The sequence below is a fragment of the Arthrobacter sp. 10N44_2 genome (assembly GCF_056394385.1).
Map to the genome: position 1 here is coordinate 48909 of NZ_JBFTHT010000020.1, position 17797 is coordinate 66705.

Sequence of the window (17797 nt, forward strand, 5' to 3'; positions counted from 1 at the left end):
CATCTGGAACCCGCACCGGCACCGGAGAACGCGCGTCCGGAGGTAGTCGCCCAGAACATCCGGGCTCCCGGCGTGTGTGGAAACCGCCCGGTGGGCACTTCGCCGCTCGGGGTCCACTGCGGACATCGGCTCCTGGCAGTGGCGGTAGGCGTCCTCCCGGTGCATGGCGCCGCCGCTGTTCCCGTTCCGCGCCGGGATGATTGCGAGAAACGCCGCAGTCGTAGCTACCACGTGCGAGCTGCCGCAGTTGGTGCAGCTGATGGCGGCCGCGAGGGTTTCCTGCTGCGGATTCAAGGTGGCGACAGAGTCCAGGAGCAGGTGCCGGTCGGTCTCACATGTCGCACACCAAGGCCGGCGCCCTCGGGGCTGGTGGGCATCCCGGGGCAAGTACGTGCTTGACGTGATTGTCATCCGGGTCAGACCAGGCCCGGGTAGCTGGCCAGGATGTAGTCCGCCGCGGCTGGTCCTTTCATGCGGAGGCCGTTGCGCTTGGGATGGATCTGCTTTTCTTTCATGGCCGCCCAGAAGGCATCTTCGGGGCGGGGCGCGGTCTGGCTCAGGAAGCACCAGCTGGTGTAGAGCCCGTAGAAGCAGTCCCGGCCCAGGGCGTGGTCGGATGCAGGGTCCCGGGTGGTGGCTTCCTGCAGGAATTGGTCGTATTGGGAAGTTGCCATGAGTGGCTCGTTTCTTCGCGGTGCATTGTGTGCCGCCGTGTGGCTACAGCAGCTGAGCGTCAAAGCCATGCACGGGGCGATGAAGCAAGATCCCGCACTGCTGCGTCACCGCAGATCCGGGAGTAAAGCGTTACTGGGCTGACGGTCCGCATCCTGCGGAAACGAGCCAATGCAACTTCTCTACGATGTAGACTGTAGGCGTAGACTACACATTAAGCAACCGGCTTTTCATCCCGGAACTGTAACCACTCTGTACCGACCCGAACGGAAAACCATGTCGCCCGAAGAGCACCCGGCGCCCCCTGCGGCTCCCGGCAAGAAGGCTCGCCTCAGCCGGGAGATTGTCCTGTCGACGGCACTGGCACTGGTGGACGCCGAGGGACTCGACGCCCTCACCATGCGCAGGCTCGGACAGGAACTCGGGCGGGATCCCATGAGCCTGTACCGCTACGCCGCCAACCGCGCAGCCCTGCTGGACGGCGTCTCAGAACTCGTGCTGAACGAACTGGCCATCATTCCCGATGATCCCGACTGGCAGTCGCAGCTCCGGCGCATTGCCCACGACCTGCGGCTCCTGGCGCTCCGGCACCCCAACGTCGTGCCCCTCCTCGTGACCCGCCCCCTGTCAACGCCCCTGGGCCTGCGGCCGCTGGGAACATTGCGTCCGCTGGAGCAGATCCTGTCCCTGCTGATCGACGCCGGATTCGCCCCCGTTGACGCATTGCACGTCTACCGCGCCTACTACGGATACCTCTACGGGCACATCCTCAACGAACTGCAGGAATTCGTCGTCGACCCCGAGGAAAATGAGGCCCTTCTCCGGCTGGGGCTGCACCGCCTGCCACCGAAGGAATTCCCCCGCCTCCGCGCCCTCGCCCCGGTCCTCGCCGACTACGACGGGATGGCCGAACTGGATGAGGGAATCACCATCCTGCTCTCGGGGCTCGCGGCCCGCTGCCGGATGCCGGATTCCCCGACCAAACCATGATCCGGAAAGGCATCGGTCATCTCAGCCCGGGTTGGACAGCCGGTCCTTCGCCTGCTGGCTTCCGGGCCCCACGGGCAGAAGCTCTGTGGCCTGCGCGAGACCCTCGGTAGGCATAGAGACATACATGCTCTCGGCCCTGCTTACCTGGAAGGTCTCATGCCAGATGCCGACAGCTTTTGGGACCTTCCTTGCCTGGCGGTTGAAGGCAGCCCACGCGGGCCTGTGATCGGATTGGGGCGCACTTGCGTAGGCATACAGCTTGTCCACCGAGTCCCAGTACTGCACAATGACCGGCCCGCCGGCTCCGAGGGCAAACCGGCAACCAAGGAGGCCGGACCCCGGCTCCCGGAAGAGTTCGGTCAGCATCCGGGGCATCGCAAGGAACACCGGCAGCCAGAGATCCGGACGCCAGGGACTGTTGATGCGCATGCCGATGAGGAAGACCACCAAATCACCGGAATGGCGGTGAGTGAAACGTCCAGCATTGATGCGTGCCATACTTTTCTCCTAACTGGATACCACTACTCCCCAATATTGGCGAGTGCGACTATCCAAGCCAAGGAGAATCTTTGCGCATCTCACAGCTGGCCGCCGCTACTGAGATTCCGGTGGCCACCATCAAGTACTACCTTCGGGAGAAATTGCTTCACGAGGGCGTGCTGACGTCCGCGACGCAGGCCCGCTACGACGACTCGCATGTTCGGCGGCTGAAGCTCATCCGGGCACTCATTGGGACCGCCGGGCTCAGCATCAGCGCCACCCGCCAGGTGCTGCTTGGCCTGGAGAGCCCGCCGGAGTCAGGCCACGATCTGCTCGGAATTGCGCACCACGCGGTCACCCGGACCGCACCGGACGACGTCGACCTTTCCTCGGCACAGCGGCTCCTGGACCGCTGGGGATGGGGCGCGGAGACATGCGACCGCGATACGCAGGCCGCCCTGGTGGAGGCCCTGCGCGGGCTCTCAGATGCCGGGTTCGATGCGCCGGCTGCGCTCTTGGACCGCTACGCCGCGGCAATGCGGGACATCGCCGCGGCCGACCTCGAAAGTGTCCCCACCGATTCGGCCGAGGCCGCAATGAGGCACGTGGTTCTTGGGACACTGCTGATGGAACCGGTACTCCTGGCCATGCGCCGGCTTGCCCAGCAAAGCGCATCCTTCCAGCGGTTCGGCGGGGCGGGGTCCTAGACGACCGGGGAGCGCCGCTCGATCAGCACCGTGTCCCGCCATTGCCCTTCGCTGGGGCCGTAGCTCATGCGGGCAATGCGGTTCCGCCGGCCGACGACGGCAAATCCGTTCGCGAGGTGGAGCTTCAGGCTTGCTTCGTTTTCGGGGAAGACACTGGCCTGGATCGTCCAGATCCCGCATCGTTCGGTCGATGCGGCCAAGGCCTGAAGCAGCGCGGCCCCGACTCCCTTGCCGCGGGCTTCCGCGGCGACGTAGACGGAGTGTTCGACCACGCCGGCATAAACGGGCCGCGCTGACACCGCGGCGACAGCCGCCCAGCCAAGGATCCCGCCCTCGGGAGCCTCGGCGACGAGGCGGTGCGCGGGAAGCCGGGAACTGGTGAAGCGTTCCCAGTCCGGCACTTCCGCCTCAAAGGTGGCGTGGCCGGTGGCGATTCCTTCGCGGTAGATTCCCCGGACGGCCGCCCAATCGTCCTCGTGCATGGAGCGGATCGTCACCGCGGACTGTTGCGCGGTCACAGCGTCGCCAGGAGCCCGGCCGTCTGCTCGAGCGCGCCGGGCACCAGGGAGTAGTAGGCCCAGGTGCCGCGCTTTTCACGGTGCAGCAGCCCGGCCTCGACCAGGACCTTCAGGTGGTGGGAGACCGTGGGCTGGCCCAGGTCCAGCGGCTCGGTGAGGTCGCAGACGCATGCCTCCCCTGACTCGCCAGCTTTGACGATGGAGAGCAGCCGGAGCCGGTTCGGGTCGGCCAGCGCCTTGAAAACCAGGGCCCTCTGCTGGGCTTCCTCGGCACCCAGGGCAGGGGGCCCTGCCGGGGTGCAGCAGGATTCATCCGTGGCCGGCTCGAGTACAGGCAACAACTTCATGTACCCATTATGCCCTGATATTGACAATCATCAATGTATGGGCGCGGGAGCTCGGGTCGGTCGACCCGGCGCAGATCCGCTTTGGGTGGGGGCGGCATTGTTCGGCCGCCGGCCAAGGCTAGGAGCGGGCGGTTTCGGCACTGTGCGCCAGGACGACGCCGTCCGCGATGCGGGCCGCGGCCGGGAACAGGATGAGGAGAAGGCCAATTCCTATTGCTGCGCCGATCAGCTGCGCCAGAACGTAGCCTGGAACTGAGGCCGGTGCGATGCCGGCGAAGGTGTCGCTGAAGATGCGGCCCACCGTCACTGCCGGATTCGCGAACGAGGTCGAGGACGTGAACCAGTACGCGGCTCCGATGTAGGCGCCCACCGCCGGCGCGGCAAGGACGCCGCGGGAGGTGGCAGCCAAGGCGAAGATCAGCAGGACCAGTCCCGCAGTGGCGACAACTTCACCCAGGAGATGCCCCGGTGTTGCGCGCTCCTTGGACGAGATGGAGGTGCCCACCTCAAACATGGCGTTCGCGACCATACTGCCGCTGACCGCACCCACGGTCTGGGCAACCACATAGGTGCCCAGCTCCGGCAGGGTCAGGCCGGTACCGGCGCGGCGGCCCAGGATCCAGTCGGCGAGGGAGACCACGGGGTTGAAATGCGCGCCGCTCACAGGCCCGAGCACCAGGATCAGCACCGTCAGGCCCAGCACTGTGGCGGTGCTGTTCTGCAGCAGCTGCAGGCCAACGTCACTGGGTGAGAGCTGCTGCGCGGCGATCCCGGAGCCGACGACGATGGCCACGAGCAGGCTGGTACCGAGCAGTTCGGCGATGGCGCGGCGCCACAGCGGCGGCTGGTTGGAAATCATGGCAACAGCTTGACCGAAAGAATTAGCTCAGTCAAAATTGAACCAATGAATATTGAGGCAGCAGAGGGCTTTCGGGCGCGGGCAGCCAGGCACGCAGCCCTCGGCGATCCTGCGCGGCTGCGCATCGTTGATCTGCTGACCCTCGGGGACTTCTCCCCGACGGAGCTGCAGGCGGAGCTGGGGATGCCGTCGAATCTGCTGTCCCACCATTTGCGCACGCTGGAAGATGCCGGACTGGCAACCCGCCACCGCTCCGAAGCCGACAGGCGCCGCAGCTATATCCGGCTTGCTGCCGGCGCCCTGCAGGGCCTGGTGCCGGGGGCCGAACACGGGGCGCGCCGCGTCCTGTTTGTCTGCACACGAAACAGCGCCAGGTCCCAACTGGCCGTTGCTCTCTGGCAGCAGGTCAGTGAAATTCCCTCGACGTCGGCGGGAACGCATCCCGCAGACCGCATCGCCCAAGGCGCTATCGACGTCGCCCGCCGTCATGGCCTGGACCTCCCAGAGCTTCCTCCGCGCAGGCTGGAGCAGGTGGCAGACGAGGGCGACTTCATCGTGACCGTCTGCGACAAGGCCCACGAGGAACTGCCCGGATTGGCTGGAATCCACTGGTCGGTGCCGGACCCGCTGCGCCCGGGCACCAAAGAAGCTTTCGACATGGCGTTCAACGACATCACCCGCCGCATCAATGACCTTGCACCCCGCGTAACCGCCGCCTAGGTCCGTCGCAGAAATCCGCCGAAAACAAATATTGACATTCATCAATCTATAGCCCGATACTCTCTATATCGATCATCATCAATGTTCGGTTGAGAGTTTCAAACCGGGCGCAAGACTCCAGACTGTATCGCCCACTCACCTCATTGATTCCAGGAGAAACCCCGTGAGCACAGAAACCGCCAAGAAGCCCTCCGTCCTCTTCGTCTGCGTCCACAACGCCGGCCGCTCCCAGATGGCCGCCGCCTTCCTCACCACCCTCGGGGAGGGCCGGATCGAGGTCCGCTCCGCCGGATCCCAGCCCGCGGACAAGGTCAACCCGGCAGCCGTGGAGGCCATGGCGGAGCTCGGCATCGACATGTCCGCCGAAATCCCGAAGATCCTCACCACGGAGGCCGTGAAGGAATCCGACGTCGTGATCACGATGGGCTGCGGCGACGAATGCCCCTACTTCCCCGGCAAGCGCTACGAGGACTGGGTCCTGGAGGATCCGGCAGGCCAGGGCGTGGAAGCCGTACGCCCGATCCGCGACGAGATCAAGACCCGCATCGAGGACCTGATCGAGTCCCTGACCCCTGCCGCCAAGTAAGGGCCAGCACCACACGTCTGACAGAGGACGGAGAGGGGGTGAGCTGAATGAACACCGGATGCTGCAGCGACGGATGCTGCGACGACGAGGATCAGGACTGCTGCTAACCCAACACCGGCGCCTGCCGGCCCAACCCCGGCCGGCAGGGCCAACCGAAAACAACCGCAACACCACAACGGATGAAAGAGGACACCCATGGATTTGACGAAGAACCTTCCCGTTGCCGTGATCGGCGCCGGCCCCGTGGGACTGGCCGCCGCGGCCCACCTGATCGAACGCGGACTCGAACCGCTGATCTTCGAAGCCGGCCCCTCCGCCGGCGCCGCGATCGAGCAGTGGCGCCACATCCGGCTGTTCTCACCGTGGCGGTTCAACATCGATGCCGCCGCCGTTCGCCTGCTCGAAGCCGCTGGCTGGGAGGCGCCCCGGCCCACCGCGCTGCCCTACGGCGGGGAACTCATCGATCGGTACCTGGCCCCGCTGGCCGCGCTCCCGGCCATCAGCTCCCGGCTGCAGACCGGCGCCAGAGTCATCGCCGTCACCCGCACAGGCATGGACAAGACCCACACCCGTAACCGCGAGATCACACCGTTCGTCGTCCGCGTCCAGCACCAGGACGGGGGAACCCGCGACCACACCGTGGCCGGGGTCATTGACGCCTCGGGCACCTGGTCCACCCGCAACCCGCTGGGGACCTCCGGGCTTACCGCCATCGGCGAGGACTCCGCCGCGGACCGGATCTCCTCGCCGCTCCCTGACGTGACGGGCCGTGACCGTGGCGCTTTCGCCGGACGCCGTGTCCTGGTCGTCGGCGCCGGCCACTCCGCCGCCAACACCCTGATCAGCCTCGCGGACCTGGCCAAGGACGAACCGGGCACCCGGATCCTCTGGGCGGTCCGCGGCGCGTCCGCCGAGAAAGTCTACGGCGGCGGCGACGCTGACGGGCTGCCCGCCCGCGGCCAGCTCGGTGCCCGCCTGCGCCGCCTCGTCGAGGCCGGGACCATCGAACTGCACAGCGGTTTCGGCATTGCTTCCCTCAAAGCCCTGGATTCCGGCGTGACCGTGGAATCCGTTGACGGACGCACCCTCGAGGCCGACGTCGTCGTCCCCTGCACCGGCTTCCGCCCGGACCTGGACATCCTGCGCGAACTCCGCCTGAACCTCGACCCGGCCGTCGAAGCACCCGTGGAGCTCGGCCCGCTCATCGATCCGGAGTTCCACTCCTGCGGCACTGTTGCACCGCACGGCGCCAGGCTCCTGGCCCACCCGGACAAGGACTTCTACATCGTCGGCATGAAGTCCTACGGCCGTGCGCCAACATTCCTGCTCGCCACCGGCTACGAACAGGTCCGCTCCGTCGCCGCGGCCCTGGCCGGCGACCGCGAGGCCGCGGACACCGTCCAGCTCGAACTCCCCGAAACCGGCGTCTGCTCCTCCGACGCCGGCACCAGCTGCGACGTTCCGGCGGCCGCCGCCACCGCATCAGAGTCCTCGTGCTGCGCCGCTCCCGAGCCGGTGCTCGTCGGCTTCCCCACCGGACTGTCCCACGGACGCTCCGGCGAAGACCGACCGGCCGCATCACTGCTCCACCAACCCAGCTCAGAGAAGGAAGAATCAAACGCATGACCGAGACCACGAAAACGCCCACCGTCCTGTTCGTTTGCAGCAAGAACGGCGGAAAGTCCCAGCTCGCCGCAGGTTTGATGAACCATCTGGCCGATGGGAGCGTCACGGTGCACTCCGCCGGGACCAAGCCCGGTCAGTCGCTGAACCCCCAGGCCGTGGAGTCTCTGAATGAACTCGGCATCGGCATCACCGGCGAATACCCCAAGCCCGTCACCGACGAGGTCCTGGACGCGGCCGACGTCGTCATCGTCTTGGGCAACCAGGCTAAGGTCGAGCCCCGCGAGGGCCAGCGGCTCGAGTTCTGGGATACGGACGAGCCCTCCGAACGCGGCATCGAAGGCATGGAGCGCATGCGCCTGGTCCGGGACGACATCATGGCCCGGGTCCGGAAACTGCATGCGGAGCTGGCTGGAAACTGACCGGGCCCGCGACACCGGAGTGCACATCGTGGACCCGACGAAGGAAGAGATCCTGGCCGGGTACAGCCGCGCCCGCCGCCACCTCGACGCCCTGCTGCAGGACGCGGCGCCCAAGGACCTCGGCCGCAAAAGTACGGGCACCCGCTGGACCAACGAGGAACTGCTCTTCCACATGGTCTTCGGCTACATGGTGGTCCGCGCCTTGCTTCCGCTGGTCCACGTCGTCAGCCGGCTCCCCCGCCCGGCGGGCCGGGCATTCGCTGCTGTCCTCAACGCGGGCACCGGTCCTTTTGATGTGGTGAACTACTGGGGCTCCCGGGCCGCCGCCCTCGTCTACAACAGGCGCAGGATGAGCCGGAAACTGGATAAAACCATCGCCGCGCTCTCCCGCCGGCTCGAACATGAGAACCCGCAGTCCCTCGCCAGGTCGATGCCGTTCCCCGACAGGTGGGACCCCTTCTTCACGCCGCTGATGACGCTCAACGATGTTTACGCCTACCCCACGCTTCATTTCGACTTCCACGCCAAGCAGTTGAGCCTTCGGCATCCGGACGCGCCGGAATCGTCCTGATGGCCACTAACGGTATCCCGTTGATTCGATCGTCTTGAGTGGAGCGGGGTTATATGTAAGTATCTGCGTATGAATGCAGATAATGAGGCTTGCGCGCTCACCGCGGACAGCCAGTACGTCGAGCTGGCCGTGGAGGTGTTTGCCATGCTGGCCGACGCCACCCGGGTCAGGCTCATCCTGGCCCTGCGCCACGGTGAACTGCCCGTCAACGTGCTGGCCGAAAAGGCCGGGAAATCGGCGGCTGCGGTCTCCCAGCATCTGGCCAAGATGCGGCTGGCGCGCATGGTCGCCACCCGCCAGGAAGGCACCAAGGTCTACTACCGCCTGCAGGACGGGCACGCCTGGCAGCTCGTGGCCGACGCCATCCACCAGGCCGAACACACCCTCGGCACGGCCCCGCATCACAGCACAGCCCCGCACAGCCCCACAAGGGAGGCCGGCGCATGAACCGGCCCCCGCACCCCGGCCACGATGTCCACCCGCACGCGCACGGACATGCCCACGACGACGGCCATCACCACGACCACGGCCCGCACGGCCATGTCCACGCGACCGGTTTCAAGGGGTGGCTGCAGGAGCTCTTCGTGCCCCACTCCCATGACTCGGCCGACTCGATCGACTCCGTCCTGGAGACAAGTTCCCAGGGCATTCGCGCCGTCAAGGTCTCCCTGCTCGGACTGGGGGCCACGTCGCTGTTCCAGCTGGTCATCGTCCTCATCAGTGGCTCCGTGGCGTTGCTGGCGGACACGGTCCACAATTTTTCCGATGCCCTGACCGCCGTTCCGCTGTGGATCGCCTTTCTGCTCGGACGCCGCCGCGCGACCCGGACGTACACCTACGGTTTCGGCCGCGCCGAGGACCTCGCAGGGCTGTTCATTGTGGCGATGATCGCGCTCTCCGCCGTGGTGGCCGCCGTCGAATCCATCCGGCGCTTCTTCGAACCCCAACCCGTCCAGAACCTGGGCTGGGTGCTCGCCGCCGGCCTCGTGGGCTTTGCCGGCAACGAACTGGTCGCGATCTACAGGATCCGCGTGGGACGGCGGATCGGGTCCGCCGCGCTCGTCGCCGATGGCATTCATGCCCGCACCGACGGCTTCACCTCGCTGGCCGTCGTCGCCGGAGTCATCGGCATATGGCTCGGATTTCCGCTTGCAGATCCGATCGTGGGCCTGCTCATCTCCGCAGCCATCGCCGTGCTCCTCTGGGGAACCATTCGCGACATCGGGCGCAGGCTCATGGACGGCGTGGACCCGAACCTTACGGAACGCCTGGCGGCGGTTGTCACTGCCCACGCCCCCGCGGGCGCAACATCCCGGCTGCGCTGGTCCGGCCACCGGCTTCACGTCGAGGTCTCCATCCCCCTGACCACGATCACCGACCTGGGCGAACTTGCCACAATCCACGACGAAATCGAGCACGCCACCCGCCACGCACTCCCGAACGTGGGATCCGTGACAACGGTCCCCACGTTCGGCCAGGCCGCGACGGCCGGACCACCGCCTCCCCCGAGCCACGGATAACGGCGGCCTCGGAGGCCCTGATCCGCACCGGCCTCCACCGCCTCGAGCCTCGCGTCCGGTCCTGCACCCCCGCCGCTCCGAATCACCTTCAAAGACCACGAACAGAAGGTGACCATGGGTGTTCAGCAGGAAACCGCAAGTACGGGGGCTGCCACGCTGCGGCGGCGCACCCTTGCCACGGAGCTGGGCCCCTGCACGGTGCATGTCCAGGAAGGCACCGGAGGCCCGCACGCCGTATCCGGGACGGCGGATGTCTACCTCCACGGCGCCGCGGGCTCCTGGACGTCCTTCCGGGAGCTTCTTCACCCGGCAGCGGCACATGACCGGGTGCTGATAGACCTGCCGGGCTGGGGCGAGTCCACGCAGGACGCCCGGATGGCGAATTTGAGCATCGAAGCGATGGCACGCGCCGTCACCGGTACTTTGACCTCGCTCGGCTACCGGCGGTGGAACCTGGTGGGCCACTCCATGGGAGGCTTCCTGGCATTGCACATCGCCGCGGCGTGGCCCGGGCGGACCGCCAGCGTGACCGCGATTTCGGCGACCACGTTCGGCGTGTCCGAAGCGGCCGGCAAGCCACTGCGCAGCCTGTTCCGGTTCCCGATGTTTCTGGGCATGCTGCTGGCCATGCGCGCCGCAGCAGCCCTCGGCCCGGCAGGGCCCGCGCTGGTCCGTGCAATCGGGTCTACCGCCGTGATGCGGCCGCTGTTGTCCCCGTTTTTCGCAGAACCCGCATCCATCTCCGCGGGGGTGCTTAGAGGGCTTGGCGAGGACGCCCGGCCGGCATGTTTCTCCGCGGCAGCCCGGGCCGCGGCGCACTACGATTTTGGCCAGTGGCGGGGCATTTTGTGTCCAGTGCTGGCGATCCGCGGGGACAGCGATGTGTTCACTCCACCCTCCGACCTGCTCCGGCTGGCCGCGATAATCCCACGCGTCCAGATGGTGACACTCCCGCATTGCGGCCACTTCGCGAACATCGAACGGCCCGAGCATGTGCAACGGCTGCTCGATGACCTGCTGTATCCGTGACCTGTACGGCAGCGGCTGGCAGCGTCCGTGAGTCAGCGGACGCCGGGGTGAATCGACTCTTGACCGCCGATACTCACCGATATATCGTTAATTATCGCCGAACAATCGGCGACCATTATTGATTTCAACTGATTGGGAAGGTCGATGCCGCTATGAAAGGCATGCATGACGAAAAATTCACGGACGGCGGACCCGCCCAGGCACGCTTCGGGCGCGGCAGGAGCCGCCGCGGCCCCCACGGACACGGTGGTTTCGGACCGGGCCGCGGGTTTGGACCGGGTTTCGGACCGGGCTTCGGACCGGGTTTTGGCCCCGGCGGGTCGCGGCGGGCCAGCAGGGGCGATGTTCGTTCGGCGATTCTGTCCCTCTTGGCCGAATCACCGTCCAACGGCTACGGGCTGATCAAGACCATTGCGGAAAAAACCTCGGGCGCCTGGCGTCCGAGCCCGGGGTCCGTCTACCCGACGCTCCAGCAGCTCGTCGATGAAGAGCTCATTGCGCCCGTAGGCGATGGCCGCCGCACCGAGTTCACCCTCACCGATGCGGGCAAGGCCTACGTGGCCGATCACGCCGAGGAGCTGGGGAACGCCTGGAACACCGACCCGGAGGGATCCGGGCCGGCGTTTCACCAAAGCGTCGGAAAACTCATGGGAGTCATCCACCAATTCCGCTTCTCGGCAACCGAGGAACAACGCAGTGCCGCAATGACGGTAATCGATGACGCCCGCCGCGCGCTCTACCGCATTCTTGCCGACTAACACCGCCGCTTCTGCCGGCGCACTGCCACCGCTGCCAATGGTCCGTGCCCGAATAACTCCGGATGGCGGCATTTGTATTCTGGAACCGTGATCGCCTGACCTGGATTGTTGTCCCGACGCCGGGAATGGCCCGGACCAACCCAAATGGCCCCCGCTTTCCACGGTTCCGTCCCTACAATTAAGTGTGGCCTCCATGGCATTCACGTCGCGGGGGCGACATAAATAAGGAGGTTCATCATGGGCCTGAGTGACAAGATCCACAATGCCGCCGAGAAACTCCACGGCAAAGGCAAAGAGGCGGCCGGCAAAGCCACCGGCGACGACAAGATGAAGGCCGAGGGCAAGAGCCATCAGGTCAAAGCAGACCTGAAGCAGGCCGGCGAAAAGGTCAAGGACGCTTTCAAGAAACACTGAAAACAGGCCGCCGGAGGGCGGAGGTGCGGTCCGGATCGCGCCTTCGCCCCGGCATTTGCCCACACACCCCAGGGACTTCCCTAGCGACGCAGGTCGAATGCCTCAAGGAGCCGGCTGACCGAACCGCCGAGGTTCCATTCTGTGGCGAGACGCTCAAGCTCGGCCCGCGAACCGCCGGAGACAGGGCGCAACTGCGCGCCTGCCTCCTCAAGCGTCGGCAGTTCCAGGTCTCGCACGATCTTCACGACGGTGGGCGCGACCGTGAGGTAGTCCGCCGCCGCGGCGAGTTTGGACCGCACTGCGGTGGACAGCCCGCTCCCTGCGTCCGCGGCAGCCGCGAGCAGCCCGTCGAGCGTGCCGTACTCGCCGAGCAGCGACGCGGCGGTCTTCTCCCCGATGCCGGCGACGCCTGGCAGCCCGTCGGAGGTGTCGCCGCGCAGGGTCGCGTAGTCGGCATACTGCACGGGCAGCACACGGTACTTGCCGACGACGTCGGCGTCGGTCAGGACTTCGAGGTTCTTCATGCCGCGCGCGGTGTAGACCACCCGCACCTGACGGGCGTCGTCGACGATCTGGAAGAGGTCGCGGTCGCCCGTCACCACGTCGACCGGAAGCTCGGCGTGGCTGGCGTAGGTGCCGATGACGTCGTCGGCCTCGTGGTCGGCAGCCCCGACGACGGCGATGCCGGCGAGCTCGAGCACGCGGCGGATCATCAGAATCTGCGCCTCGAGCGCGTCCGGCACCACCTCCACATCGGGGGCGCCTGCCACCTCCTCGGCGACCCGATGCGCCTTGTAGCTCGGGATGAGGTCTACCCGCCACTGCGGGCGCCAATCGTCGTCCCAGCACGCGACGAGATGCGTCGCACCGTAGTCGGTGGTGAGCCGTGCGATCATGTCGAGCAGCCCGCGAACAGCGTTTACCGGGGTGCCGTCGGCGCGGCGGATCGTGTCGGGCACGCCGTAGAACGCGCGAAAGTACAGCGACGCGGTGTCGAGGAGCATCAGGCGGTCGGTCATGACTGATCCTGACACGGATGCGCCCGCTGGCGGTGGAACGTCACGGTCCATCTTCGGAGGGCACAAAGTAATGCTGGCGTCGCTGAGGTCCCCCAGGCACTGGGCATGAACGAACACGGCCGCGAGGTCCTCAGCTTCATCGACGGCGATGCAGCACTCGACGCGTCCAGGATCAGGGTCGCAGCCGCAAGCGGCGAAGCTTCTTCCCTGCCTTGCGGGCTTTGTTCTCCGTCTTCCGGGCAATGCGTTCTTCCATCTCCAGCAAACCCTCGAAGCCGAGGTCGGTATCGGCGGGCCGGTCCGGGGTGGCCGCGAGTCTGCGCAGGAGGGCGGTCGCCATGACGCTGTCCTGGTGGTCGCCGAGCACTGTCTGGAGCCGTCCGGCCGCTTTGGTGAGTTTGGCGGCGCGCTTGCCGTGGATCTCCAAGACCGACTCACCCGCGTGGCGGAGGCGCTTGGCGTCTTTTCGGACCTCATGCAGCGCTGTGTCGCGCGCGGCCGTGTCGGCCGAGCCTTTGACGGCCTTCCGGGCACGCTCCACCCGCTTTGCGGCCTTGTTGACCAGCTTGGCCGTCACCTTGCGCGCGGGCCGGAAGGCGCGTGGCTTGGCAGGCGGGTGGTCCCGGAAGTCCTCCAGGGAGCCCAGGAGACGGAAGTAGCGGCCGGTCCGGAGGGTCTCCAGGACGTTTCTGTAGCCTGCGTCGTGGGCTGCGACCAGCTCCTGATCGATCATCTGGGCCAAGAGGCCGGACCTCTGTTCTTCCGGGAGTTCCAGGATGTGCTGGCGAAGCCGCTCCAGCATGACTTCGGCATCGCGGGCCGGACCCAGGATCTGGCCCAGCCACTTCAGTTCAGCCTGGAGTTCCCGCACCGCTGAGCGTTTGAAGAGTTTGCGGTAGGTGGCGAGGGCGGAGCGCGCCCGGCGGGTCGCGGACCGCATCTTGTGGATGGAATCCGGTGTGCCCATCCGCACACCCGGATCATTGGCGATGAAGTCGCCAATCCGCGCGTCTAAATAGGCGGTCACGACGTCGACCGCCGGTCCCTTCTTCCGGGGCTTTGGAGTCCGGGGACTGAACTCGGCCGGCCAGGCATCGCCCAGGGCACGGGCGATCTTGGAAGGATAAGCGGAGTGGCCGGCTCCGGTAGACGTCAGAGTCGCGGCGGCAGCCTCAAAGAGCCCCGCTGTACCGTGGACGAGTTCGAGCTCCCATTCACGCCAGTCGACGGCCGGCCCCGGCGGCCGCAGGGCCTCGGCGTGAACGTGGTCGTCGGCGAAGTCGGCCAAATGCTCACCGCCCGGCCCGTAAAGCCGGTAGGTGGTGCGCCGCGTACTCAGCCGGGCGACGGGCACGAGTTCGTCGCCCCGGATGAGGACCTGCAGATGGTCGGACAGTTCTTCCGGAACGGTCTCCGGCTGCCCCAGCGGCGCATGGATCTCCTCCCGCTGGTCCGCCCCGGCGGGAAGCTTGAGGTGCCAGCCCTCGTCCGCCCCGCCCGTGCGGCGCCGCAGGGTAATGCGCCGTGCCGCGAGGACCAGGGCCGGAGTATCGAAGTACACAGCCTCAAGCTGATCCGTCACAGGCTCCGCGACGTGGTCCACACCCTCGATTTCCTGCAGATCCGGCAGCGCCGCAGAGGTCCCGGCGTCGTACTTTTGTTCCGTTTCAAGTTTTCCCATGGTGTCCATGGCGGTCAGGACTCCCCGCGGGACGCGCGTTCCCGCGGCAGCGAACTGATGGTCCTGTTGATGACTGCCATGGCGGGCCTCCCCTATCGGCACCGCTGGAACATGGACGTGATCTCCGGCGGGCGTGTCCGGCCGGTGCCTTGGCCCGGTGCGCCTAGCCCGATTCTAGGCTCTGCGCGAATCTGCGACCAGACCGCCGACGGCGGCCGGCCGTTGGCAACGTCCGTGGCGGCTTCACCTAGGGCCAGAGGCTCGCAACACCAATGAGGCCGGGGACCTCGACGGGCGTGCTCGTGCCGGCAGTGGCGCCGTTGCCGAGCTGCCCATGGGGGCCGGCACCCCAGGCCCGGACGGATTTGTCGCTCATCAAAGCGAATATTGCGCGTCCGTTGACCGTGATGGATGTGACGCCCGTAAGTCCTTTGACCTGGACGGGGGCACCGGTGTAGCTGGTGGTGCCGTCACCGAGCTCGCCGAGCCTATTGTTGCCCCAGGCGCGAACGGTGCCGTCGCGCAGCAGCGCGTAGGCGGCGGACTCTCCTGCCGCGATGGAGGTGGCCCCAATAATGCCCTTGACCGGGATAGGCGTGCCGGCGTCGTCGTTGGTGCCGTTGCCGAGCTGGCCGTACCCGCCGCTGCCCCAGACGCGGACCGTTCCGTCCTTCAGCAGTGCGTAGGCGGTGCCTTTGCCCGTCGCGATGGAGGCCACGCCGGCGAGGCCGGCGACCTGGACCGGCACTGTGCTGTCGGTCATCGTGCCAGTGCCGAGCTCACCGGAAGTGCCGCTCCCCCAGGCGCGGACGGTACCGTCGCCCAGCACCGCATAGACCACCACATACTCTGACAGGCTGACCTTCAACGACGTCACCCCGCTGAGACCCTTGGCCTGGACGGGGATGCTGCGGCGGTCCGTCGTGCCGTCGCCGAGCTGGCCGAATTGATTGCCGCCCCACGCGCGGACGGTTCCGTCCAACAGCCGCGCGTAGGCGCTGCCGTTGCTCGCCGTGATGGAGCTGACGCCGGCCAGGCCCTGAACCGGGACGGGCGTGCTGTTGTCGGTCGTTGTGCCGTTGCCGAGCTGGCCCCTGGAGTTCTCTCCCCACGCCAGGACGGTCCCGTCCGCCAGCAGCGCATAGGCAGTGCCGCCGTCCGCCATGACCGACACGGCTCCCGTGATGCCCCGGACCCGGACCGGAACACTCGAGTCGTAGATGGCCATGCCGCTGCCGAGCTGGCCGTTCGAGTTGCTGCCCCACGCCCAGACTGTGCCGTCAGCCAGGAGTGCATATTTGGTAGCGGCGCCCTGTGCGGCCATGGCCACACCCGACAACCCCGAAATGCCCACAGGCAAGCTGCTAAACGGCGCTGTGCCACTGACGCCGAGCTGCCGGTCGTAGTTGTCGCCCCAGGCACGGACAGTCCCGTCCGCGAGCAGAGTGAAGACCGAGAACGCAGTGGCGGTGATGGAGGTGGCGCCGGAGATCGTCTTGACCGGGCCGGGGATGTTGCGGTCGGCGTGGGTGCCGTTGCCGAGCTGGCCGACTCGGTTACCGCCCCAGGCGCGGATTGTCCCGTCGTTTAGCAGCGCGTATGCGGTGCCGATGGCGGCAGTGACGGCGCTAACGCCGGTGAGCCCGTCGACCTGGACTGGCACGTTGCTGTCGCCGGTGGTGCCGTTGCCGAGCTGGCCGTACCAGTTGCCGCCCCAGGCACGGACCGTCCCGTCCAACAGCCGCGCGTAGGCAGTGCCTCCTCCGGCCGTAATGGAAGCGACCGCGTTGAGTCCTATGACTTGGACGGGAACGTTGCTGTTGCCAGTGGTGCCGTTGCCGAGCTGGCCGCTCGAGCCATAGCCCCAGGCACGGACGGTCCCGTCTTTCAGCAGCGCGTAGGTGACTCCACCGTCAGCCGTGAGCGTCGTGACCCCGGTGAGGCCCTGGACCTGGACCGGAGTGCGGCCGTCGTCTGCGCCGCCGCCGTTGCCGAGCTGGCCCCCGTTGTCGAACCCCCAGGCGCGAACGGTTCCGTCGTTCAGCAGCGCGTAGGCCGTGGACGACCCGACAGCGATGGACCTTACACCGGTGAGCCCTTTGACCTGGACGGGCACGTAGCTGTTGGCGGTGGTGCCGTTGCCGAGCTGGCCGCCCCAGTTGTAGCCCCAGGACCGGACGGTCCCGTCCTTTAGCAGCGCGTAGGCGGCGCCGGAGCCTGCGGTGAGGGCGGTAACGCCGGTGAGGCCCTTGACCTGGACGGGACTGCTGCTCGCGTAGACCGAGCCGTTGCCGAGCTCGCCACTCGTGTTGGAACCCCACGATCGAACGGTCCCGTCCTTCAGAAGCGCATAGGCCGTGGACCAGTCGGCGGCGATGGACGTTACGCCGGTGAGGCCGCTGACCTGGACAGGCGTTGTGCTGCTGGTGGTGCCGTTGCCGAGCTGGCCGTACTCGTTCGAGCCCCACGCACGCAGGGTCCCGTCGGACAGCAGCGCGTAACTCGTACCCCCGGCCCCTGCAAGGGCTTTGACTCCCCTCAGCCCGCTCACGGCAGCCGGGGTGGAACGGTAGGGCGTCGTGCCGTTGCCGAGCTGGCTGAAGCGGTTGTCGCCCCAGGTGAGAGCCGAGTTTCTGGATGCCCCGGGCAGGTAATAGCCGGAGACGTCGGCAATGAGATGCGTGGTGCCGTAGGAGCGGTTGAACAAGGTGACCTTGCCGTCGGCGCCGACGGGTACGGTGACGGAGTTCGCGACTGTCTGGCCGGCGAGGAAGTTCACGTTGGACGAACCGGGCCGCTGTGTCCCGGAGGCGTAGGCGGTGATAAACCCGATCAACCGTGGCTCGGTGACGGTGAGGTTGAAGGTCACGGCGGAAACCTT

At 66.9% G+C, this 17797-nt stretch carries 20 protein-coding genes; 12 read left to right on the plus strand and 8 right to left on the minus strand.

The features are described 5' to 3' along the window. Positions 1 to 416: 416 nt before the first annotated feature. Positions 417 to 674, minus strand: a complete 258-nt coding sequence (locus AC1DBX_RS18075) for a hypothetical protein (RefSeq protein WP_476932383.1) — start codon at positions 672 to 674, stop codon at positions 417 to 419. A 274-nt stretch (positions 675 to 948) separates the two neighbouring features. On the opposite strand from AC1DBX_RS18075, the gene AC1DBX_RS18080 reads away from it, so the two are divergent. Then, positions 949 to 1662: a TetR/AcrR family transcriptional regulator C-terminal domain-containing protein gene (locus AC1DBX_RS18080; RefSeq protein WP_476849988.1), complete on the plus strand. Its 714-nt coding sequence runs from the start codon at positions 949 to 951 to the stop codon at positions 1660 to 1662. Positions 1663 to 1683: 21 nt separating this feature from the next. On the opposite strand, the gene AC1DBX_RS18085 is transcribed toward AC1DBX_RS18080, so the two are convergent. Further along, positions 1684 to 2160, minus strand: coding sequence for a DUF4188 domain-containing protein (locus tag AC1DBX_RS18085; protein WP_476932384.1), 477 nt, complete (start codon positions 2158 to 2160; stop codon positions 1684 to 1686). A gap of 71 nt (positions 2161 to 2231) precedes the next feature. Here AC1DBX_RS18085 and AC1DBX_RS18090 point away from each other — a divergent pair, with 71 nt between their 5' ends. Continuing rightward, complete coding sequence (locus AC1DBX_RS18090; protein ID WP_476849990.1) at positions 2232 to 2849, plus strand: MerR family transcriptional regulator; 618 nt, start codon at positions 2232 to 2234, stop codon at positions 2847 to 2849. Here the strand turns inward: AC1DBX_RS18090 and AC1DBX_RS18095 are convergent. The 3 genes from AC1DBX_RS18095 to AC1DBX_RS18105 all read right to left on the minus strand — a co-directional run bounded on the left by AC1DBX_RS18095 (position 2846) and on the right by AC1DBX_RS18105 (position 4573). Continuing rightward, positions 2846 to 3331 (minus strand): N-acetyltransferase family protein, encoded by a 486-nt coding sequence (locus AC1DBX_RS18095; RefSeq protein ID WP_476932389.1) that lies wholly within the window; start codon positions 3329 to 3331, stop codon positions 2846 to 2848. The genes AC1DBX_RS18090 and AC1DBX_RS18095 overlap by 4 nt on opposite strands. 32 nt (positions 3332 to 3363) lie before the next feature. Further along, positions 3364 to 3714: an ArsR/SmtB family transcription factor gene (locus tag AC1DBX_RS18100; RefSeq protein WP_459383543.1), complete on the minus strand. Its 351-nt coding sequence runs from the start codon at positions 3712 to 3714 to the stop codon at positions 3364 to 3366. Positions 3715 to 3832: 118 nt separating this feature from the next. Continuing rightward, entirely contained in the window at positions 3833 to 4573 is a 741-nt protein-coding gene (locus tag AC1DBX_RS18105) for an aquaporin (RefSeq protein WP_476849992.1), read from the minus strand. Positions 4574 to 4618: 45 nt separating this feature from the next. On the opposite strand from AC1DBX_RS18105, the gene AC1DBX_RS18110 reads away from it, so the two are divergent. The 10 genes from AC1DBX_RS18110 (at position 4619) to AC1DBX_RS18155 (ending at position 12216) form a co-directional block, all read left to right on the plus strand. Next, on the plus strand, positions 4619 to 5293 hold the full coding sequence (locus tag AC1DBX_RS18110) for an arsenate reductase/protein-tyrosine-phosphatase family protein (RefSeq protein ID WP_476856054.1): 675 nt from the start codon (positions 4619 to 4621) through the stop codon (positions 5291 to 5293). A 163-nt stretch (positions 5294 to 5456) separates the two neighbouring features. After that, a complete protein-coding gene (locus AC1DBX_RS18115) occupies positions 5457 to 5879 on the plus strand; it encodes an arsenate reductase ArsC (RefSeq protein WP_476849994.1) in 423 nt (140 codons plus the stop codon). A gap of 195 nt (positions 5880 to 6074) precedes the next feature. Then, the gene (locus AC1DBX_RS18120) at positions 6075 to 7505 is read left to right on the plus strand and encodes an FAD-dependent oxidoreductase (RefSeq protein WP_476856053.1); all 1431 of its coding nucleotides are present in this window, start codon (positions 6075 to 6077) and stop codon (positions 7503 to 7505) included. Then, complete coding sequence (locus AC1DBX_RS18125) at positions 7502 to 7924, plus strand: arsenate-mycothiol transferase ArsC (RefSeq protein ID WP_476856052.1); 423 nt, start codon at positions 7502 to 7504, stop codon at positions 7922 to 7924. The genes AC1DBX_RS18120 and AC1DBX_RS18125 overlap by 4 nt, the downstream gene beginning before the upstream one ends. Before the next feature lie 28 nt (positions 7925 to 7952). Continuing rightward, a complete protein-coding gene (locus AC1DBX_RS18130) occupies positions 7953 to 8495 on the plus strand; it encodes a DinB family protein (protein ID WP_476856228.1) in 543 nt (180 codons plus the stop codon). A 69-nt stretch (positions 8496 to 8564) separates the two neighbouring features. Beyond that, complete coding sequence (locus AC1DBX_RS18135) at positions 8565 to 8942, plus strand: ArsR/SmtB family transcription factor (protein WP_476856051.1); 378 nt, start codon at positions 8565 to 8567, stop codon at positions 8940 to 8942. Further along, entirely contained in the window at positions 8939 to 10015 is a 1077-nt protein-coding gene (locus AC1DBX_RS18140; RefSeq protein ID WP_476856050.1) for a cation diffusion facilitator family transporter, read from the plus strand. Before AC1DBX_RS18135 ends, AC1DBX_RS18140 begins: the two co-directional genes overlap by 4 nt. Before the next feature lie 114 nt (positions 10016 to 10129). Then, positions 10130 to 11044 (plus strand): alpha/beta fold hydrolase, encoded by a 915-nt coding sequence (locus AC1DBX_RS18145; RefSeq protein ID WP_476849998.1) that lies wholly within the window; start codon positions 10130 to 10132, stop codon positions 11042 to 11044. 152 nt (positions 11045 to 11196) lie between these two features. Then, positions 11197 to 11802: a PadR family transcriptional regulator gene (locus AC1DBX_RS18150; protein WP_476932385.1), complete on the plus strand. Its 606-nt coding sequence runs from the start codon at positions 11197 to 11199 to the stop codon at positions 11800 to 11802. 237 nt (positions 11803 to 12039) lie between these two features. After that, positions 12040 to 12216 carry a CsbD family protein gene (locus AC1DBX_RS18155; RefSeq protein ID WP_223914801.1) on the plus strand — a complete coding sequence of 59 codons (177 nt, stop codon included), beginning with the start codon at positions 12040 to 12042 and terminating at the stop codon, positions 12214 to 12216. An 80-nt stretch (positions 12217 to 12296) separates the two neighbouring features. Here AC1DBX_RS18155 and AC1DBX_RS18160 read toward each other — a convergent pair whose 3' ends face one another. The 3 genes from AC1DBX_RS18160 to AC1DBX_RS18170 all read right to left on the minus strand — a co-directional run. Then, entirely contained in the window at positions 12297 to 13235 is a 939-nt protein-coding gene (locus tag AC1DBX_RS18160) for a 5'-3' exonuclease (RefSeq protein WP_476932386.1), read from the minus strand. Between the two features lie 172 nt (positions 13236 to 13407). Further along, complete coding sequence (locus AC1DBX_RS18165) at positions 13408 to 14916, minus strand: CYTH and CHAD domain-containing protein (protein ID WP_476932387.1); 1509 nt, start codon at positions 14914 to 14916, stop codon at positions 13408 to 13410. A 247-nt stretch (positions 14917 to 15163) separates the two neighbouring features. After that, the coding region (locus AC1DBX_RS18170; RefSeq protein ID WP_476932388.1) for an RCC1 domain-containing protein at positions 15164 to 17797 on the minus strand (2634 nt) is incomplete at its 5' end.